This is a genomic window from Lacinutrix sp. YIN62 (genome assembly GCF_057219185.1).
The window spans coordinates 14553-36464 of the sequence record NZ_JBXVVH010000001.1 but is presented as its reverse complement, the minus strand read 5'-3'; the positions used below and the strand labels follow the sequence as shown (position 1 = coordinate 36464).

The window sequence follows — 21912 nt, the reverse complement described above, 5'->3', positions numbered from 1 at the left end:
TATGAAAAAAAATATAACACTATTAATGGCCCTTTTATTACATTTAATGACTTTGGGGCAACAAGTGAATAAAACAACACTTAATATTAATACCAGAACGATACCAAAAGAAAAGGTTAAGGTTATAACCAATACTAATTTTGTTCTAGCTGGTGAATATCTATACTATAATTTTTTTGCCTTTGAAGGAGAGTCTTTAAGTACTATTAGTAAAATTGGCTATGTTGAATTAGTGGGCGCTAATAAAAAAACAGTATTAAAGCATAAGTTAAAACTTGTTCAAGGTATTGCTCAAGGTGACTTTTTTATTCCTTCAAAAGTAAAAACTGGTCATTATAAACTTATAGGCTATACCAATTGGACTAAAAACAATATTAAACAAAATGCATTTATTAAAAACATATACATAGCGAATCCTTTTTCTTCAAGTAATTTAACCTCAAAAGACACTATAACAAACTTAGAGTTATATAAAACTGCAAAACTTCAAAAAACCCCAGTAAACACCACAGATGTAACAATAACTCCATCTCAAGAGAGTTTTAAAAAAAGAGAGCCTATACATATTTCCATTGCAACCAGCGGAGGAGAATTAATAAAACATGGTCATTATAATCTTTCTATAAGAAAATTAGATTCTATAAATATCGATTATTCTAAAACAAAGAGTTATGTTATGGGAAAAGAATCAGATACACTACACCTCCCTGAATTAAGAGGTGAGTTAATTTCTGGAAACATTATAAACAAAGAGAATCCTATAGCCATAAAAAACAAAAATGTTTCGCTTTCAATTCCGGGAAAAGACTATATTTTTAAAATTGCAAAAACAAATAATGAAGGGAAGTTCTTTTTTAACCTAGATAAAAATTATATTGGTGAAAAGGCGCTTTTTCAGGTATTAGAAAATGATCGAGAAAATTTCAAAATAAAACTAGACGACAATCTTTATAATAACTATAATGAGTTGCATTTTGACCATTTAAAAATAAACTCTAATCTTGAACACTCTATAGAACAACGTAGTATACAGAATCAAATAGAAAACGCCTATTACAAAACAAAACAAGATAGTCTCATAAAAACCGCTCCTCAACAACCGTTCTATGCCCCTCTTGGAATAGAATATGTCCTTGATGACTATACTAGATTTAAGACTGTTAAAGAAACGTTTGTAGAAGTTATATTAGATGCTGCTGTTAGAGTTAGAGCAAACAAAAAATCTAGCCGATTTATTGTATACGATTATGAAGCTTCAGAAGCAGGCCAAAATACAATTTCTAACTTACACCCGCTAGTTTTGGTTGATGGTATTATTGTGCAAAATAATGATGATTTAATACAATATAAATGTGACAAAATTAAAAAAATAACTATTGTTAAAGGGCAATACCTATACAGTTCAAAACTTTTTGATGGCATTATAGATATAGAAACTTTTCTACAAGATTTTAAACCCTCATTAAAAGGCGATTATATAAAAGAATTAAGCTTAAGTAAACCTGTAAGTATAAAAAAATATTATCAGCCAGAATATTCAACCTCTAAAAACGATAGAATTCCAGACTATAGAAGACAATTGTTATGGGAATCAAATGTAGAATTTAAAACGGACACATTGAGTTTTAAAACTTATGCCTCAGATAATTCTGGCACTTATGAAGTTTTATTAAAAGGTTATAACTCCAAAGGAGAATTCATTTCTGCAGCAAATTACTTTACAATAAATTAACAATAAAATGTCAACTATGATAAGATTTTTTCGCTACGTATAAATTTTTCCTTTTTAGGGAAGCTGCCTAGAAACACTTCTTGTTATATTTGACATTTTAGATTATAAAGTGGGTGCTAAATTAATTTTAAACTCTAGAAAATGAAAATAACAAACCTATATAAGAATATTGTAATCCTATTAATTCTATTGTCTTTTAACTGTAAAGAATCTTTTGAAATCGATACTCAAAATTTTGAAAGTGTATTAGTGGTTGAAGCGAACATTACCAATGAATTAAAACATCAAGAAGTAAAATTAACTAAAACTTTCTTATTAGAGGAAACAGAACTCATATTTGAAAATAATGCTAGTGTTAATATTATAGATGCCCAAGGAAATAGTTTTGCTTTTTCACAAGATGAAACAAACACATATATCTCTGATATTGAATTTCAAGCAGAACCTAACATAGCCTATACTTTAGAAATTGTAACCGTTGAAGGCAAACAATACAATTCTACCCCTACAATATTATCGCCTGCATCTCAAATAGATAATTTATATGCAGAATATATAAACGACCCTAATAAAGGAGATGGTGTTCAAGTTTTTGTAGATAGCAATAACACAGATCCTGATACTCAGTATTTCAGATATGAATATGAAGAAACCTACAAAGTTGTTGCGCCATACTATTGCCCCTTTGAACCTGTTTTACTCAATCCAGAATCCCCAGATTTAAATAATGTTATTTTTGTTAGTAGAACTGAAGAGGCTGAAACATGTTTTAATTCTGCTACAAATACAGATATTATTCAAACAAGTACAACTCAATTAGAAGGAAATAATGTTTCTCGTTTCCCTGTACGGTTTATTAAAAAAGATGATGGTATTATAAGGGATCGTTATTCTATTTTAGTAAAACAGTACACACAAAGTTTAGAATCTTACTATTATTATAAATTAATTAATGATTTAGGAAACAACGCTAGTATTCTATCTGAAAATCAACCTGGTCACGTACCAGGGAATCTGTTTTCTATCACTAACAGTAATGAAAAAGTTGTAGGGTATTTTGATGTTTCTTTTATGTCTGAAGAGCGAATCTATTTTAATTATAATGATTTCGACTTAACACAACCCGAATATTTGAATGCCTGTGAAATATTAGAACTAGATTCTTCAAATCCCGCGAACGAATTTGAAGAACGCGAATTAATCTTTCGCTATTTATTTGAAGAACAAGTTGGTGGTAACTCTACTATACTTAGAATTCCATTAGGACCTATATGGGAGATTGTAAATCGTCCCTGTGGAGATTGCACTGCTATTTCATCAAACATCCAACCTGATTTCTGGGAGGATTAATATTCTAATTTATGAAAAAAATAGAACACTATTAACTGCCTTTTGTATTACATTTAATGCCTTTGGGGTAATAAGTGACTAAAACAATACTTAATATCACTTATAAGCTATACCAATTGGACTAAAAATAATAAAATATAACTGTAACGAAATTAAAAAATAACTATTGCTAAAGGAGAGTATCTATATAGTTCTTAACTTTTTGATGGTATTATTGATATTACTTTACAGTAAATTAACAATAAAAACATCAAATATGATAAGGTTTTGAGAAACATATAAACTTCTCCTTATAGGAAGCTCTGCAAACACTTCTTATCATATTTGATATTTTACAATAATAACTCCTAAATTTGTTGCTTACAACTAATTAGAGCTACTATTTCTTAGTACTTTACTCCAAATTCTTAATATGGTATTTTACTAAGCCTTCTATGGGTCTATGCACAAAATTACCGACTTTAAAACCTAATTCTTCAGCGACTTCTTTAATTTCATCTTGACAGAAAAAAGCTATAGATCCTGCAAAATGAACAGGGCTTAATGCTATTTTATCCTTGTACTGTAATATCATATTAGTCGCAAACATCGTAATCCCTTTTTTTATGATGTCTTTGATATACTGAGACCCTTTGTTTAAAAACATAAACTCGGCAAAACTCGCTAAATAAGCGTTAGGGTTGGGTTGTTTATATAAATTATGTTTAATATAATCGGCCTCCAAATTATATTTATCTGCAAAAGCAACTTTTATAGCTTCTGGCATATGGTTAAAATAATAATCGCGTAAAAGTTGCTTTCCATAATAATTACCTGAAGCATCGTCCATTATAGAATATCCTAAAGAATCCACACATTGGTGTAGTTGTTCCCCGTCGTAATAACTACAATTTGATCCTGTTCCTAAAATACAGACTACAGCTGCTTCGGTTTTACTATTTATAGTAGCGTAAACCGCTGCCATTGTATCTTCACTAACCGTAACTTTCGCTTTAATAAAGAAGTCTTCTAAAACTTTCTTTAATATTAATCTTGGTTTTTCAGTACCACAGCCAGCACCATAAAAAAAGATACGAGACACTTTATCCCTATGCTCTTTTAATGCTTTGTTTTTTTTTATGGTTTTCTTTAGTTTTTTTTCTGCTAGAATGGCAGGGTTTAATCCTTTGGTTCTTATTTTTTCAAGTAATTGGTTTCCGTTTTCGTCTATGGCTATCCAATCGCACTTTGTAGACCCGCTATCAACTATTAAAATCATAGATTAATTGTATTATTATAGAGTATTTATTTTTTCTGCTAAGTCTATCAATTTATTAGAATAGCCAAACTCATTATCATACCATGAGACTAATTTAAAAAATTTAGAATTTAATTCTATTCCAGCTTCAGCATCAAAAATACTTGTCCGACTGTCGCTCACAAAATCCTGAGAAACAACCATTTCGTCTGTATACCCTATAACACCTTTATATTCATTTTCTGAAGCCGCTTTAAATACCGCTTTAATGTCGTTTAAGGAGGTTTCCTTTTTCGTTCTTACGGTTAAATCTACAACAGAAACATCTGCTGTTGGCACACGAAATGCCATCCCGGTTAATTTCCCTTCCAATTCTGGAATAACCTTTCCTACAGCTTTTGCAGCTCCTGTAGTTGTTGGAATGATATTATTCATAACCGAACGCCCTAACCTATAATTCTTTTTTGATGGTGAATCTACAGTATATTGCGTAGACGTTGTTGCATGTATGGTTGTCATTAATGCTTCTTCAATACCATATTGTTCTTCTATTATTTTAGCCATAGGCGCCAGGCAATTGGTTGTGCATGAGGCATTAGAAACAATGGTTTCACTTTTAGTTAATTTATTATCATTAACGCCCATAACATACATTGGAGCGTCTTTACTAGGTGCCGAAATCACTACTTTTTTTGCTCCTGCTTCTATATGGTAATTTGCGGTTTCAAGAGTTGTAAAAATCCCTGTGCATTCTGCTATAACATCTGCATCTACGGCATCCCATTTTAAATTTTTAGGATCTTTTTCGGCTGTTACACGTATTGTTTTTCCGTTTACTATAAGCTGTCCTTCTTTCACTTCTATTGTACCATCAAATCGCCCATGTACGGAGTCATATTCTAATAAATATGCAAGGTGATTAACATCTAATAAATCGTTTATTGCAACAACCTCCACATTATCACGTTTAACGGAGGCTCTAAACACAATTCGTCCTATTCTTCCAAATCCGTTAATTCCTAATTTTAATTTTGCCATAATTTTATTTCTTTATATTATGTGGTCATTATATCGGACACACGTATTAATTCTTTATTTATTTTAGACTGTCCTTTTATCGCTTTTTCTAATGGTGTTAGTTCCATTTTATCATTTATTAAACCAACCATTGCATTAGATTTTCCTTCCAATAGACTTTCTACAGCTTTTACTCCCATTCTACTTGCCAGTACCCGGTCGAAACACGAAGGTGTGCCTCCGCGTTGCATATGTCCTAAAACCGACACTCGCACTTCATATTCTAGCATATGCTCTTCAACATAATCTTTAAGCTCAAAAACACTCTTACCTATTTTATCGCCTTCGGCAACAACAACGATACTTGAAGATTTTCCTGATTTTTTACTGCGTCTTAATGAATCTAACAAACGTTCTAAACCAAGGTCTTCTTCGGGAATTAATATTTCTTCTGCTCCTGCACCTACTCCCGCATTTAAAGCGATATGCCCAACATCTCGCCCCATAACTTCTACAAAAAATAAACGGTTGTGAGAACTTGCGGTATCGCGTATTTTATCTATAGCATCGACCACCGTATTTAAGGCGGTATCGTATCCCAATGTATGCGATGTTCCAAAAATATCATTATCTATAGTTCCTGGAATACCTATTACAGGAAATTGATATTCTTGATTAAATATTAAAGCCCCGGTAAAAGTTCCATCGCCTCCCACTACGACAAGAGCATCTATTTTTTCTGCACTCAAAGCATCGTATGCTTTTTTACGCCCTTCTGCTGTTTTAAAGGCATTAGATCGTGCCGATTTCAAAACTGTTCCGCCTTTGTTTATTATCCCTTTTACGTTACGTGCCGTTAGTGCTTTAAAATCGCCTTCAATCATGCCTTCATACCCACGGTAAATTCCTACACATTCAATATTATGGAAAGCACAAGTTCTTGTTACAGATCGTATAGCGGCATTCATACCCGGAGAATCTCCTCCAGAAGTCATTACACCTATTTTTTTTATTGTTTTTGACATTAATTCTCTAGTTTATTTAGGTAAAGCTATAAAAGAAAATTAACAAATGACAATGGTTTTGTTAAAATTTAAGGGAAGACTTTTATGATATCATTTTGTTAATAAAAATATAGGAAGAAAGGCCAGACTGCATGATCCTAAATGCTAAAGTTTCTATTTTTCTTTCATTTGTATTGAGTCGTCAGAAAATGGATTATCTTTCTTTTTATCTTTTTGTTTTTCTTCAACAGGAGTTTCTTTTTCACTGGCCTTCTTATTAAATATCTTCTGAAGCAATTCTTCAAAAGAATTAAAATCTACAGAATAAGATATTCCTATCCCTTGTGTATAGCCTATCTCTTCTCCAAAATTACGAATACTGTTCTCTCTATTAAAGACTTTGGCTATAAGCGTTCCATCTTCATTTAAAAGAAAATCGACTTGCACATCTCCTGCTATAACAGATTCACTTACACCGCCTACTGGCACTCCAACTTTACCATTAATAAGTACACGGTCGGTAATTTTAGTTTGTAATGTTACTCCAACTCTACTCTCGGTTTCAAAATCTGGAGTACTTTGCCCTGTTTCTATATTTAATCCTACTTGAAGTTTCCCGTTACTATCAGAAAACAATCCATTAATTAACCCATTAAGACGTTCTGTTAAAGTCCCTGTAACATTTAAATCTTTAAGTTCTCTATTAAACGCTCCTGTAACCAATAAATTTAAAGCTTGTTTATCTCTATCTTCTTTAGTGTCTAATCGGTATTGCAATTCGGACTTTAAAGTGGAGCTTATATTAGGAAACTCAAATTGAAAATCTGGATCTGGCTTCTCTAATTCTCCTGTTAAATGAATTTGCAATTCGGTTTGAATGCTTTGCGTTATAGGATTATCTAATAACGGAGAGGGGTTTGTTCGTGTTGTATATATTGCTTTTATATCTATTAATGCTTTTAATGGATCTCCATTCCATTGTAAGTTACTTTCGTAAGGTTTAACTATAAATTCTTTTTGAACAAAACCGCCATATAGAAAATTATACACCCCTTCCCATACAATAAAATCGCCATACATATTAAACTTTCCATTTGTATTAATATCGAATTTCAAGCCTCCAACACCTCTCCCTCTAATAGTACTACCAGCCTCTCTATCCATAACAATCTCTATTAAAGCATCATTAGTAACATCTAAATCAAAATCCAATTCTAAGCCTGCTATTTCTTCAACCTCAACAGCTCGTCCTTCAGATTTAGCTTGTTTTTCTTCTGGCGTTAGAAAATGAATAAATGTATTATCTCCAAACGATTCTAAATCATTTAAAGGAATAATAAATTCTGTTCCTTTTTTGGTTTGTGCATCGGCACTAATTCTTAATGCTTTTGTATATCCAAAGATATTAACTTGCCCACCTATAAACCCTTTACCGTAATACAAAGCATCTACATTATATTTCGTATTTAAAACAAGTAACCGTTGGCTTTGTAATTCTAAATCTAGTTTCCAATTCCCAAAATTAGTATGACTTATTGAGCCGGCTATTGTTCCTATAGAGAGTTCTTTTGTATCTACTATAGTTATTGTATTAAAAATGAAACTTTGTTTTCTCAATGATACTGATGCATTATCCACAAAACGATAATCTACATTTAAATATGGTACTGTTAGTCCGCCTTTATCTATGGTTAATTCTCCATTAATATCTGGACTATTAAGGTTTCCTACAACCTGTGCCTGCCCACTTACATCCCCTCGAATATTATCTAATACAGGGTCTAACAAAGATGTTAATGGCTTTATACTAAATGCGTTAAAATTTAAATCTAAATTTATTGTTGGTGTATCGTTTGAAACATCGATATTACCTATAGCTGAAAACGATTTTGAAACATCATCTTTTATCTTTGCATCTACCCTATAATTAGTAAGCGTCTCATTTCCTGTAATGGTCGCATCGAAAGAGCCAAAGGCTTGTCTATTAATTTCTAAACTATCTATTGTTATTGTAGAGTTTGGTAAATAGCTACCATTTTTTTGTAAAACATCCAGTTTTCCATTCACATTTCCTGCTAATTTTAAACTATCTAATCTAGGGGTTATCTTTTCTAAATCTACATTTTTAAAATTTAGCTGAAGGTCTTTATTCTCTGTGCCTTCAATAATTCCAGATAGCTTTATTTCCTCATCATGATGATTCATAACCAATTGATCTATCTTAAAATTCTGAAAGCCTTTATCAAATTCAATTTTATTAAATTTATCGCGTTTATTATTAATATTCCACTTGTTATTTTTAAAAGTAACATCGCTCTTTTTAAACCCTACAACAGTCTTTTCGTCTTCATTTATAGTATAATAAAAACTAAGATTGTAATCGTCTGTATTATGCTTACCTCCTTTAAATTCTGATCGCATAAACAGTGTATCGTTTAATGTTACATTAATCAAATTAAACTTGGAAGCACTATAATATTTAGTATTAACACTGTCTATTTCTATAGAAGTATTAAACAGTGCATTTTTATTATCTACTTGCACCTCTATTTCATTAACAAAATAATCTAACAATTCAATTTTTGGAGATTTAAAAGTCAGTTTAAACTCTTTTTCATCTGTTTCTACACGGCCTTTTATAAACGTGTTTTTGCCTAATTTTACTTCAGGATAAAAAACCTCTACTATTTTATTATAAATCTTAAAATTAAAGTTTATGTATTGATTGGTCTCTATTGTGTTTGGGACCTCTGTTATATATACGTCTTTTATAGAATTCTCAAACAACTTTGCCACATCATTGAGTTTAAATTCCCCTCGCATTTCTCCTTTTATAATATCTGGAGAGTTTATTTCTATAATTCTTTCGTTATCATTTAATGATGATTTTATTACAAAATCCTCGAAGTAATAATCGTCATTCGCGTTCTTATAGCTTGTTTTATTAAATGAAATATTACCTATTGCATCGTCTATAGTTGTCCCTTTCATTTGCATCGTCACTTTTCCTTTAAACAATGAAATGTCATCTCGATTATAAAAATTAAGGGCTTTGAGGTTGGCATAATCTACATTAGCTACAAAATCGAATGTATTCACTGCATTCGATAAATCTGCCAATCCTTTAAATTTTAATTTCAGATTCTTATCGTTAGTAATTAATGCGCCATTAAATACATTTTTTTGATATTTCCCATTTACTATGGTACTCTCGTAGGTATAGTCATTATATACAACAGAATATAAATCTCCTTTTATTTGTGCCTGTAAATTGTCTTTTTTTAATCCTACACCATCCACGTCTAGGTTGGATGATATTTTCCCCAATTTAGGATCATCTAAAAAAACGCCCATATCGAAAGCACTTAAAATAATATTTCCTTTATAAGACGCGGCATCTATATTACTGACGTTATAAATTTCTAAATCTGAATTTACAAAACCGATATTGGTATCGATATTTAATTTTGCCTTGATGTCTTGAGACGTAATATGGGTATTTCCTGTTATTGAAAATGTCCCTAATTTACTAAAAACAGAAGGAATTGAAGCGCCAAGGACATTAGGGAGCAGTGTTCTTAAAGCATTGTAATTTGATGATAAATTAGAAAAATCCCCTGTCATTTCAAAATTATTATCGGCACTGTGGAATAAATTTTTAAAATTAAAATCCCCATACACTTTAGTATTTGCATTGGTTGTTAATTTTAAAGTTTCTACATTCAAATTATTAAGTGTTCCAGATAATTGAGCACTTAATTGCGCTTGCTTATTCTTACCAAACTCATTATAAAAGATATTTAACTCATCAAAATCAATATTTCCTTCTGTAAAATTAGCTTTAAGTTGTACTTTATTTTCAAAATCCTTAAAATCTTCACGATCATAATTGAACCTTAAATTACCTTTTAATGTCGATTTTTCAGTCTTAACATTTAAATTTTCAAAGGTCATTTGGTCTAAGGTATACCCAAAATTGGTCGATAAATTATCCATTACCAAACCTTTACTTTCTCTAAAGCTTAATGTGTTAATTCTAGCATCGACATTACTTCCATTAATTACAAAATTGGTTGCATTAATATTCAATTGTCTAAAATCTAAAATCGTTGGTTTTGCTTTATTTTCATCGATCAGCCTAAACGTTCCTCTATAAACGGAAACATCACTGGATGATAATAGGAAATCACTTTTTTCTTTCCGTGGGTTATCATCATCAAATCTAGCAACAAAAACATCTAAATTTGTATCTGTTTCACCTTTATACGTCACTACATTTAAAATTAAATCTTCTAAATCTATATCTCCAAAGTTGAGCTTACTATTATATAGGTTTCTAAAATTTAAAATTGAAGTATTCAGTTCGGATGCACTAATAAGCGTATCATTCTTAAAATCCTTAATTAAAATCTGCTTAAGCTCTACATCGCCATTAAACTGAAGTCCAACCTTTTCTATGTTAATATTTGTCTTATAATCTTCATTTAGTAAATTTGTAAGATATTTCCCTAACCGAGTTTGAACAGCAGGAATAGAAAACAGCAACACCAAAATGATGAAAAGCAACAATAAAATTGCTGTCAACTTAGCTATTATTTTTAATATTTTTTTGATACGAATTTAAAGTTATAACTTTCTTTAAGAATAAACTACATTTGCACTATAAATACACCTTTTTATTAGGTGCATTTATAAGTTTTCAAAATTAACAATAATTGTGCCTAAAATTCACTAATGTCTTCACAAAATATTTACATCCTTGGTATTGAAAGTTCTTGCGACGATACAGCTGCCTCTGTTATACACAACGGAAAAATTCTAAGTAATGTTGTCGCAAGTCAAAAAATACATGAAGCATATGGCGGTGTTGTTCCAGAGCTAGCCTCGCGCGCGCACCAGCAAAATATAGTCCCTGTTGTAGCCCAAGCGCTTAAAATTGCAGCGATAGATAAGTCTAAATTAAATGCTATTGCTTTTACACGCGGCCCTGGTTTAATGGGCTCGTTGCTAGTAGGCACATCGTTTGCTAAATCTATGGCGTATGGTTTAAACATTCCGTTAATAGACGTAAACCACATGCAAGCACATATTTTAGCTCATTTTATTGAAGAAGAGAACTATAGTAAACCGCCTTTCCCGTTTTTAGGAATGACAATCTCTGGTGGCCATACTCAAATCGTAAAAGTAGACGATTACTTTAAAATGGAGGTTATCGGTGAAACTATAGACGATGCTGTAGGTGAAGCTTATGATAAAAGCGGAAAAATACTGGGTTTAGGCTACCCTGCTGGGCCTGAAATTGACAGACGTGCTAAACTAGGAAACCCTAAAGCTTTTAAATTTACAAAACCCAAAGTTAGTGGTTTAAGCTTTAGTTTTTCTGGCTTTAAAACAGCCGTTCTCTATTTTATTCAACGTGAAGTAAAGGCAAACCCTAACTTTATTTCTGAGAACCTAAACGATATTTGTGCATCTATACAATATACCATTATAGGTATTTTAATAGACAAATTAAAACTCGCCACAAAGCAAACAGGTATTAAGCACATTGCCATTGGTGGCGGTGTTTCTGCTAATTCAGGTATACGTCAAGCCTTAAAAGATGGAGAACATAAATTTGGATGGTCTACCTATGTTCCTAAATTTGAATTTACCACAGATAATGCTGCTATGATCGCTATTGTTGGTTATTTAAAATATTTAGCTGATGATTTTGCCGAAAATAATATAATGGCTTCTGCTAGATTGAAAATATAATTCGCTTTTAAAATAAACACTTAAGTTTGCGCTTAATCTATAAACTTATAAAAACTGTACCCATAGCTTTTATAAAGAAAACAGAGCGTTTAATTCTCGAAAAAAATAAAAATTATAAAGCGTTAAAAATCCAATACCTTATTTATAAGCCACTTCCATTAAAGCCTAAGAAAACACATTAAATACTCCGTAATAAAATTATCAATTATGATGAATTACAATCCTATATTTTGTTTTTTTGTAGCATTAATCATTTTGACTCTAAACACATGAACAACCCCTTACTTATTTTAATATTATGCCTTACAACTTCTGTTTTTGCTCAGAAAAAAATAAAAAAAACACTAGACTCAATTACCACTGTGGCAGAAGCTGAAGCTTTTTTAAGCACAAAAGAGTATAAAAAAAGTAAACTTATTGCCTTCAATGAAGAAAAACATAAGACAAAATTAGCCAAGGCTATTATCGCACTGCCTATTGGAGGCCGTAAAACTGTAGATGTAGAATTTGGTAAAGTGCATTATAAAATCATTGAAAAAACTAAAGCTCCGCATTATAGAATAAGTTATGTATTTTTGGATGGAAATAGTGTTGATCTTAAAAAAATAAATGAGATCACAAAAGCTGTTATAAAAAAACATAACGATGGAATAAAGTTCGAAGACCTTGCAAAAAAATATTCCATGGACAAAAATGCATTTAATGGGGGTGACTCTGGATGGTTTAAAGATGGTGAAATGCCTATTGAAATAGAAGAAGAAGTTAGTAGTTTAAATAATAACTTAGGCGATATATACACAGTACGAACGCCAAGTAATAAAGGCTATTATATCATATTAAAAACACATAGAATAAAAACAATAAAAGAAGTTAAAGTTTTAAAAGTCGTAGACAGAAAAGCCTAATGCAATTATTTTATAATCCAGAAATAAACGAAGAAACAATTCAATTCTCCTTCCCTAAGGAAGAGAGTAAACACATTGTTAAAGTATTGAGAAAACAACCTGGAGATACAATGCACATTACCAATGGTAAAGGCTGGTTATTTACAGCAACAATCACATTAGCCGAACTAAAAACCTGCACTGTAAATATCATTTCTAAGGTACAACAACCTAAGCCCAAGTACCATTTACACCTTGCTGTTGCGCCTACAAAAATGAACGAGCGTTATGAATGGTTTTTAGAGAAAGCTACGGAAATTGGAGTGACTAGTATTACACCTATTATTTGTGATCATAGTGAGCGAAAAATAATTAAACCTGAACGCCTTGAAAAGATTGTACAATCTGCTATGAAACAATCACTACAATGCTATTTACCTAATTTTAATAAAGCCATTACATTCAAGGATTTTTTAAAAACAGAGTATAATGGCGATCGTTTTATTGCACATTGTGAAGACACTAAAAAGCAATCTTTAAAAGGTCAAGTATGCGCCAATAAAGACATTACAATACTCATTGGACCAGAAGGCGATTTTAGTAACAAAGAAATTAAACTTGCTCTCGAAAAAGGCTATTCCCCTGTAACGCTTGGAAAAACACGATTACGTACAGAAACAGCAGCTATAGTAGCCTGTCACACTATTGCCTTTATTAATGAAACACTATAATCTATACTGTATAAATAACGTTTATCTTTAGGGCTAAATTGTTTTTGTATAAATCCTATTTCTTCTTTTTAGTTTCATAAATACATACAGAATTAAAGGTACGCTTTTATGACTAAAGTAATATTATCGTTAAAAATAGGCTTTACATACCAATTCTTTTTATTTTTGAAGTTATGACATATAGCACATTTAAATTTAATAGACTCACAACCTTACTTACTGTTGTTCTATCCTTAACCCTATATAATGGTTTTACACAAGACTTGGCTATTTTAAAATACAAAGGAGGAGGCGATTGGTATGGTAATCCTACAGCTTTACCTAATCTAATCACGTTTTGTAATGAAAATATAAATACAAAAATATCAAACAAACCTACCGCTGTAGACGTTGGTGACTCAGGCATTTTTCAGTACCCATTATTACATATGACTGGCCACGGGAATGTGTTTTTTAGTGATGATGATGCCGAAAACCTACGCAACTACTTGATGTCTGGAGGTTTTTTGCATATCGATGACAATTACGGAATGCAGCCATACATTACTAAAGAATTGAAAAAAGTTTTCCCTAATCAAGAATTAGTAGAACTCCCCAATACTCATCCTATTTTTAAATCGGCATACACCTTTCCTAAAGGCTTACCTAAAATACACGAACATGATGGTAAACGCCCTCAAGCTTTTGGATTATTCCACAAAGACAGACTCGTTTTACTCTTCACCTTAGAAAGCGACTTAGGAGATGGTTGGGAAGACCCTGAAGTACATCATGACCCTGAAGAGATAAGACTAAAAGCATTACAAATGGGAGCCAATATTATAAAATATGCTTTTGAAAATTAAACAAAGTCTCATTTCATATATCCCAATGATTTAAAACCATTACTAAAACAATAGATGCAACTTAATCACTACAATTCAAATTTTACTAAACAGACTTTCCCTATAACACTCGTTTGTGAACATGTAACCAATGCTCCTAATATTGGTAGTTTGTTTCGTATTGCTGATGCGTTTGGAGTAGAAAAAATTATTTTTTGTGGCGATAAAATTCCTATGGGGAGGAAAATGACAAAAACATCGCGGTCTACTGAAAAAATTATTCCCTATGCAATTTGTGATAATGCTTTAGAAGTAATAAATCATTTAAAATCTAAAGAATACAGCATCCTATCTCTAGAAATAACAGATACGAGTCGAGCAGTACATAAACATCTATTTTCAAAAGATAAACCAATAGCAATAATAATTGGAGATGAAAACTTTGGCGTTTCCGAAACCATTTTAAACGCAAGTGATGCTATTATTCATATAGATATGTTTGGACAAAACAGTAGTATGAATGTCGTTCAAGCAGCTAATATTGCACTTTACGAGATTACAAAACAACTCCGCTAAACAAGCTTAATCACAAAAAGCTATAATTAATGTGTATATTTACTATATGAATTACAATACAATATCCAAAGGCATATTAAAATCGCTTGGAATTATTCTTGGCGCATTGATTCTCATCTACTTCTTAGTCAAAATAAAGTCTGTTATTGTTTACATCTCGATAGCTGCGGTAATATCCCTTGTAGGGAGACCTATTGTTTTATTTTTTAGAGAAAAATTAAAATTTAACAATACCTTAGCTGTTATTGTTACTATGATTGCTTTAATAGGTTTACTTATTGGCTTAATACTTCTTTTTATTCCTTTAATTATAGAACAAGGTCAGAGTCTATCCTTATTAAACATAGACCAACTAAAATTTAATATTGAAAACCTATATACAGAAGTTATTTCTTACTTTAACATGCAAAGTATAGACATAGAACAGTCTTTACAAAAATCTAATCTTTTAAGTAAAATTGATTACACAATCATTCCTAACTTTTTAAATTCTATTGTTAGTGGTCTAGGTAGTTTTAGTATTGGCTTATTTGCCGTTTTATTTATCTCTTTTTTCTTCTTAAAAGACAGTAAATTATTTGAAGATGGCATCATGACATTAATTCCCGACAATAAAGAATTACGGTCTAAAAAATCGTTTACAAAAATAAAAGATTTACTCTCTAGGTATTTTGTGGGCTTAATTTTTCAAATCCTTATTCTTTTCGTTATTTACACGATCGTTTTACTTCTATTTGGTATTAAAAATGCTATTGTGATAGCATTTTTATCGGCACTATTAAATTTAATTCCTTACGTCGGTCCTATGGTAAGCGCCCTATTAATGCTAACCTTAACAATGACTAGTAACTTAGGTGAAAGTTTTAGTAATGTTATACTTCCAAAAACATTATATGTTATGATTGGATTTATAATTGCACAATTAATAGATAATTTTTTTAGTCAACCCATTATTTTTTCAAAAAGTGTAAAATCTCACCCATTGGAAATATTCTTAATCATATTAATCGCAGGAGTTTTATTTGGTATTATAGGATTAGTTGTAGCTGTTCCTGCTTATACCGCCATTAAGGTTGTATTGAAAGAATTTTTATCGGAAAATAAAATTGTAAAAAAACTAACCCAAGGACTCTAAATTAAACCTTTTGGAACGCGCTATATTAAAGACTATAAATCAGGAATTTATAAACAAAAACCTAAATACTAATATTGCAGCAATCTTGCTTAAAGGCACGCCCAAGCATTTAGTTGATATCAAAACAATTGTAGAACAAATTGAGGCTAAAAAAAAATGTCAAAAAAAACTCCCCACTTGGTATAATACTCAAAACATATACTACCCTAATAAACTTAACATAGAACAAACCTCTTCTGAAATAACAGCCAAATACAAAGCTGAATTAATAAAGGGAAATTCTATAATAGACCTTACAGGAGGTTTTGGTGTAGACTGCTATTATTTTGCAAAGCAATTTCATGAGGTAACACATTGTGAAATCAACCCAAAACTCTCTAACATAGTTTCGTACAATTACGAACTATTAAATGCAAATAACATAAAATGCATTAATAAAAATGGTCTCGATTACTTAAAACAAAAAGAACTTGATTTTGATTACATCTACATTGACCCTTCTCGTAGAAATGATACCAAAGGAAAAGTATTTTTGCTTAATGACTGCTTACCAAATGTCCCAAAACATATCGATTCCCTTTTTAAACACTCAAAAAATATAATATTAAAAACCTCTCCTCTTTTAGACATATCCATTGGCATTACGGAATTAAAAAACGTAAAAACCATTCATAGCATAGCCGTTAACAATGATGTAAAAGAATTATTATGGATTTTAGAATATGGTTACCAAGGAAAAACGAACATAAAAACAATTAACATATTAAAAAAAGACCAACAGTATTTTGATTTTGATTTAAATGAAGAGTCTTTAGCTATAGCAAATTATAGTGAACCACTAGCTTATCTATATGAACCAAATGCAGCGTTATTAAAATCAGGTGCATTTAACTCTATAGCCCAAAAATTAAACATATATAAATTACACAAACACTCTCATTTATATACTAGTACTACACTAATAAATTTCCCTGGAAGGCGTTTTAAAATTGAAAAAACAGTAGATTACAATAAAAAAGCATATAAAAAAGAACTAAATTTAATCAAGGCGAATGTTACTGTTCGGAATTTCCCTGATAGTGTTCAAAATATTAGAAAAAAACTAGCGATTAAAGATGGCGGAGATAATTATCTTTTTTTTACAACAACACGCAATAATAAAAAGAACATAATTTCTTGTCTAAAAATAGACTAACCTTCATTTGCTTTTTTTATTATTGCTTTTAAACGTGTTTCACGTAACGCTTTTTCATTACGCAACTTATTTTTCTTTCTTGCCATCAATTTAGTATGTTTCGCTTTATTTTTGGTATTCTTCGCTTGTCCTTTTTTAGCCATTACATTAATATTTATACAAATTTAAAAAACATTAAAACCATAATATAATTTATACTTATCTATTATTAATTCCTAGAAAACCCATAGGTTTTAACATAAATACAATATTCTTATAAATACTGTTATTTTTTTGCTAAACAGTTAATTTTATAATACTTTTATTGCTTAATTTCTTAACCCCTGAAAATAATATGAGCAAAAAAACTACTTTCAAAACGTACAAACTGTTTTTTATGATTGCTTTTTTAGCATGCTTTTTCACATCTTACAGCCAAGAGGCCGACAGAGGTTGTGGCATGGTAGAATACATGAAAGAACAGATGAAGAACCCCGAGTTTAAAAGACAATACAAAAAGTCTCAAGCAAAATTTAAAGCGCAATTAGCTAAAAATCTTTTAGGAAAAGATCTATCAAGAAGAACCGATCCCATTATAATACCCGTAGCGGTTCACTACCCTAGCGGATTAGAGTCTGATCGTGCTTGCTTAGAAGCATTAGCCCAAAACCAAGTCGATATTTTAAATGAAGATTATACGGGAACAAATCCAGATATTTCAAACTGGGCAGCTGCAGCGCCTTTTTATCCTGGTGTAAATACTGGTGCCGCCAATGTACTATTTTGCATTGCAACAACAAACCATCCAACGGGTATAGACCCAGAGATGACTGAAGGCGGTCCCGCTGTTACCATTGGTTATAACTATGGTAATGGTACCTCAACGGATCCTGCTTGGGGAGGTTATATGAATTTTTTAATTAAAGATATTGGCGCTGGACTACTCGGTTTTTCGCCGCTAGGAGGAAGCATTGCTAACGGAGATTCTGTAACAATGAACTTAGGAGCCTTTGGTTCTGGTTCTGGCTGCCCTAATTCTGGAATTGTTCCTGGAGCCCCTTTTAACTTAGGTAGAACAGTAACCCATGAATTAGGACACTTTTATAATTTACCACATAGTTTTTCTGGATCATGTAGTACTGATGATGGTATCGCCGACACACCTAATCAAAACACGAGTACTCCTGGCTGCCCTGCTTATGGTAGCATTGATGGCTGTGATGCTGGGGAAAAAGTATTAACTATGAACTATATGGATTATGTAAATGATGCTTGTATGTTTATGTTCAGCGCAGGTCAAATATCTGTAGCTGAAGCGTTTATTATGACTCTAGAATCTCAGTTCAAACCTAATGTAGTTTCATGTTCTGCGGATCCTGGTTTTGCTATGACAGCAACAGATACAAATCAAAGTATTTGTGCTACAACAAATGAAGTGACTTTTAATTTAAATTACACAACAACAGGCGGCAACACAGATCCTACAGTATTCTCAGCAACTGGATTACCAAGCGGAACGACAGCAACCTTTAGCCCTTCATCATTAAGTGCTGATGGAAGTTTTACTTTAACCATAGGGAATTTAAACGGTGCCGCAACGGGAAACTACCCCATCACAGTAACAGGAACTGGTGTAATAACCAATACCATAGATGTAAATTTAACAATAACGGGATCTAGCCCTACCACACCAGCTTTAACAAGTCCTGGTAATGGTCAAGTTGACGCAGCTTTATCTGTAAACTTAATATGGGCAGCAGTTTCAGGAGCCGAATCCTACACTATAGAAACTGCTACAGATACAGGGTTTAACACCAATACAACTTCAGATCAATCTTCTAACACTTCATTTACCACCCCTATTTTAAGTGCAGCTACTCAATATTTCTGGAGGGTAAAAGCTGAAAATGGTTGTGGTGAATCGTCGTATTCATCAACATATAGCTTTACAACAGCATCTGTTTCTTGTGACACATTTAACTCAACAGAAAACAACATTCCAATACCTGACTCAGGATCAACCTCTCATGTAATTACATCAACCATAAATATTAACGATAACATCGTAATCTCCGATGTTAATGTTACTGTAAATGTAGATCACATTTGGGCAGGCGATATGGAATTAAAAATAACATCTCCAAATGGTACAGAAGTTATTTTATTAGCCAACAGTAAATGCGATGATGGTACTGATGACATCGCGGTAACCTATGATGATCAAGCAGCAGGCCCTGTGGTTTGTAGTACTTCAGCTCCAGCTGTTGGAGGCATAATACAACCTGAAAACCCTTTATCAGTCTTTAATACTGAAAACTCTCAAGGTGATTGGATATTAACAGCTACAGACGACTACCCTTCTGAAGATGGAGGAACCTTCTTAGATTTTTCTATCGAGATTTGTGGTACAGCCTTATTAAACACAAATAAGTTTAATTTATCGAACACTTTATCATTATGGCCAAACCCATCTAATGGGGAACTAAACATAGCATTCAATACTCAAAACAATGAAAATGTTAATATTAAACTTTACGATTTAAGAGGCCGTTTAATAAATAATCAATCATTCAGTAATACAGCAAAAACATTTACAAAAAACATCCAATTTGGAAAACTAGATGCCGCTGTTTACATTTTAAATATTGAAAACGCTGGACAAGTCATTAATAAGCGTATTATTATAGAATAACCTTAATTACTAATAATAAAAAAGGATTCCTTAATTAAGGAATCCTTTTTTGTTCCGACAAAGCCTATCCATTATAATACATTTAAAATTTTGAATATAACTTTAAAAAAGCAATTAGAAACAAGAGCTTCTGCTACTAAAAAAAAATTAGACGCAGAAAAAGTAGATATTATGGAATATGCTACTAATGATTTAATACAATCTGGAATAGTCAAAAAAGCTTTAAAAGTTGGTGATATTGTTAAGGATTTTACTTTATCTAATGCTAAGGATAAAAAAATAACACTGTCGAACATTTTAAAACACAAACGCGTTGTTTTATCCTTTTATAGAGGTGGTTGGTGTCCTTACTGCAATATGGAACTCAAAGCATTACAAAATAGTATAGCTAAGATTGAAGCTAACGATGCTGTATTAATCGCTATTTCTCCAGAGTTACCAGATGCATCTTTAACCACCAGTGAAAAAAACAAATTATCTTTTGAAGTGTTAAGTGACGTAAACAATAAGATTGCCAAGGATTTTGGTTTGGTTTTTAAAATGCAAAAAAAACTACAAGACCTATATAAAAATGAGTTCAATATACATGTAGACGAACACAATGGTAATCAAGATTTCGAATTACCTTTGGCTGCTACTTATGTAATAGATAAAAATAGTACGATTATTTATAATTTCGTTAACGAACACTACACAGAACGCGCTGAACCTTCCGAGATAATAAAAGTATTAGAAAATCATTAACTAAAAAAACGGAACACTAAATTAGTGTTCCGTTTTAAATATTTATTTTATTACTTATTAAAAACACAACAACAGCAGTGGTTATTAGCCTGCCAAAAAAGTTTCTACATTTATTTTAATACGTTCCTGAATATTAGACACATCGGCTTTTACAAAAGGCTCTCCCATAATATTCTCATACAATTCTATATAGCGTTTACTTACACTTTCTATATATTCATCACTCATTTCTGGTACTGTTTGCCCTTCAAGACCTTGAAACCCTTTAGAGATTAACCATTGCCTTACAAATTCTTTAGACAATTGTTTTTGAGCCTCCCCTTTCTCTTGTCTTTCTTGATAGCCATCGGCATAAAAATAACGCGAAGAATCTGGTGTATGAATTTCATCTATTAAAACAATTTTTCCATTTTTAGTTTTTCCAAATTCATACTTAGTATCGACCAGAATTAACCCTCTAGAGGCGGCTATTTCTGTTCCTCTTTGAAAGAGTTTTCGAGTATAGTCTTCTAAAATTAAGTAATCTGCTTCTGTAACAATGCCATTTTTCAGAATATCTGCTCTAGAAATATCTTCATCATGATCTCCCATTTCTGCTTTTGTCGCTGGTGTAATGATTGGTTCTGGAAACTTATCATTTTCTTTCATCCCTTCTGGCATAACAACACCACAAAGCATACGTTTACCAGCCTTATATTCGCGAGCAGCATGTCCAGACATATAGCCTCGAATAACCATTTCTACTTTAAAAGGCTCACACTGTTCTCCTATAGCCACATTAGGATCTGGAGTTGCTGTTAACCAATTAGGAACAAGATCTTCGGTCTCTGCCATAAATTTTGTTGCTATTTGGTTTAATATTTGCCCTTTATAGGGAATTCCTTTGGGCATGACTACATCAAAAGCACTTAACCTATCTGTCGCTACCATTACCAATCTGTTATTTTCTAAGCTATATACGGCTCTCACTTTTCCTTTGTAAACACTTTTTTGACCTGGAAAGTTAAAATTGGAATCTGTTATTGTATTACTCATTATCTTTTTAAATAGTTCTG

17 protein-coding genes are annotated in these 21912 nt (G+C 31.7%); 11 read left to right on the top strand and 6 right to left on the bottom strand.

The window, feature by feature from the left end; translation table 11 throughout:
• Position 1: 1 nt before the first annotated feature.
• Both AC2D8I_RS00135 and AC2D8I_RS00130 read left to right on the top strand, forming a co-directional pair.
• The gene (locus AC2D8I_RS00135; protein WP_484703878.1) at positions 2-1732 is read left to right on the top strand and encodes a hypothetical protein; all 1731 of its coding nucleotides are present in this window, start codon (positions 2-4) and stop codon (positions 1730-1732) included.
• Between the two features lie 141 nt (positions 1733-1873).
• Complete coding sequence (locus AC2D8I_RS00130) at positions 1874-3082, top strand: DUF4249 domain-containing protein (RefSeq protein WP_484703875.1); 1209 nt, start codon at positions 1874-1876, stop codon at positions 3080-3082.
• Positions 3083-3476: 394 nt separating this feature from the next.
• Here AC2D8I_RS00130 and AC2D8I_RS00125 read toward each other — a convergent pair whose 3' ends face one another.
• The 4 genes from AC2D8I_RS00125 to AC2D8I_RS00110 form a co-directional block, all read right to left on the bottom strand.
• Positions 3477-4340 (bottom strand): BadF/BadG/BcrA/BcrD ATPase family protein, encoded by an 864-nt coding sequence (locus AC2D8I_RS00125; protein WP_484703872.1) that lies wholly within the window; start codon positions 4338-4340, stop codon positions 3477-3479.
• A gap of 15 nt (positions 4341-4355) precedes the next feature.
• Positions 4356-5357, bottom strand: coding sequence for a type I glyceraldehyde-3-phosphate dehydrogenase (gap, locus tag AC2D8I_RS00120; RefSeq protein ID WP_484703870.1), 1002 nt, complete (start codon positions 5355-5357; stop codon positions 4356-4358).
• Positions 5358-5374: 17 nt separating this feature from the next.
• The gene (gene pfkA, locus AC2D8I_RS00115) at positions 5375-6361 is read right to left on the bottom strand and encodes a 6-phosphofructokinase (RefSeq protein ID WP_484703868.1); all 987 of its coding nucleotides are present in this window, start codon (positions 6359-6361) and stop codon (positions 5375-5377) included.
• A gap of 153 nt (positions 6362-6514) precedes the next feature.
• Positions 6515-10924: a translocation/assembly module TamB domain-containing protein gene (locus AC2D8I_RS00110; RefSeq protein WP_484703866.1), complete on the bottom strand. Its 4410-nt coding sequence runs from the start codon at positions 10922-10924 to the stop codon at positions 6515-6517.
• A gap of 150 nt (positions 10925-11074) precedes the next feature.
• On the opposite strand from AC2D8I_RS00110, the gene tsaD reads away from it, so the two are divergent.
• From tsaD to AC2D8I_RS00075, 7 genes are all read left to right on the top strand, one after another.
• Positions 11075-12097: a tRNA (adenosine(37)-N6)-threonylcarbamoyltransferase complex transferase subunit TsaD gene (gene tsaD / locus AC2D8I_RS00105; RefSeq protein ID WP_484703864.1), complete on the top strand. Its 1023-nt coding sequence runs from the start codon at positions 11075-11077 to the stop codon at positions 12095-12097.
• Between the two features lie 269 nt (positions 12098-12366).
• The gene (locus AC2D8I_RS00100; protein ID WP_484703862.1) at positions 12367-13002 is read left to right on the top strand and encodes a peptidylprolyl isomerase; all 636 of its coding nucleotides are present in this window, start codon (positions 12367-12369) and stop codon (positions 13000-13002) included.
• Positions 13002-13712: a 16S rRNA (uracil(1498)-N(3))-methyltransferase gene (locus AC2D8I_RS00095; protein WP_484703860.1), complete on the top strand. Its 711-nt coding sequence runs from the start codon at positions 13002-13004 to the stop codon at positions 13710-13712. Before AC2D8I_RS00100 ends, AC2D8I_RS00095 begins: the two co-directional genes overlap by 1 nt.
• Before the next feature lie 173 nt (positions 13713-13885).
• A complete protein-coding gene (locus tag AC2D8I_RS00090) occupies positions 13886-14557 on the top strand; it encodes a DUF4159 domain-containing protein (RefSeq protein ID WP_484703858.1) in 672 nt (223 codons plus the stop codon).
• A gap of 54 nt (positions 14558-14611) precedes the next feature.
• Positions 14612-15112, top strand: coding sequence for a TrmH family RNA methyltransferase (locus AC2D8I_RS00085; RefSeq protein ID WP_484703856.1), 501 nt, complete (start codon positions 14612-14614; stop codon positions 15110-15112).
• A 46-nt stretch (positions 15113-15158) separates the two neighbouring features.
• Positions 15159-16247: an AI-2E family transporter gene (locus AC2D8I_RS00080; RefSeq protein ID WP_484703854.1), complete on the top strand. Its 1089-nt coding sequence runs from the start codon at positions 15159-15161 to the stop codon at positions 16245-16247.
• 10 nt (positions 16248-16257) lie between these two features.
• Complete coding sequence (locus AC2D8I_RS00075; RefSeq protein ID WP_484703852.1) at positions 16258-17442, top strand: class I SAM-dependent methyltransferase; 1185 nt, start codon at positions 16258-16260, stop codon at positions 17440-17442.
• Here the strand turns inward: AC2D8I_RS00075 and AC2D8I_RS00070 are convergent.
• Positions 17439-17585 (bottom strand): hypothetical protein, encoded by a 147-nt coding sequence (locus AC2D8I_RS00070; protein ID WP_484703850.1) that lies wholly within the window; start codon positions 17583-17585, stop codon positions 17439-17441. The two genes, AC2D8I_RS00075 and AC2D8I_RS00070, sit on opposite strands and share 4 nt — an antisense overlap.
• A 191-nt stretch (positions 17586-17776) precedes the next feature.
• Between AC2D8I_RS00070 and AC2D8I_RS00065 the strand changes: the two genes are divergently transcribed.
• Together AC2D8I_RS00065 and AC2D8I_RS00060 are read left to right on the top strand one after the other, a co-directional pair.
• Complete coding sequence (locus tag AC2D8I_RS00065; RefSeq protein WP_484703848.1) at positions 17777-20113, top strand: zinc-dependent metalloprotease; 2337 nt, start codon at positions 17777-17779, stop codon at positions 20111-20113.
• A 90-nt stretch (positions 20114-20203) separates the two neighbouring features.
• A complete protein-coding gene (locus AC2D8I_RS00060; RefSeq protein WP_484703846.1) occupies positions 20204-20857 on the top strand; it encodes a peroxiredoxin-like family protein in 654 nt (217 codons plus the stop codon).
• Positions 20858-20941: 84 nt separating this feature from the next.
• On the opposite strand, the gene AC2D8I_RS00055 is transcribed toward AC2D8I_RS00060, so the two are convergent.
• Entirely contained in the window at positions 20942-21892 is a 951-nt protein-coding gene (locus AC2D8I_RS00055) for a phosphoribosylaminoimidazolesuccinocarboxamide synthase (protein ID WP_484703842.1), read from the bottom strand.
• Positions 21893-21912: the final 20 nt, after the last annotated feature.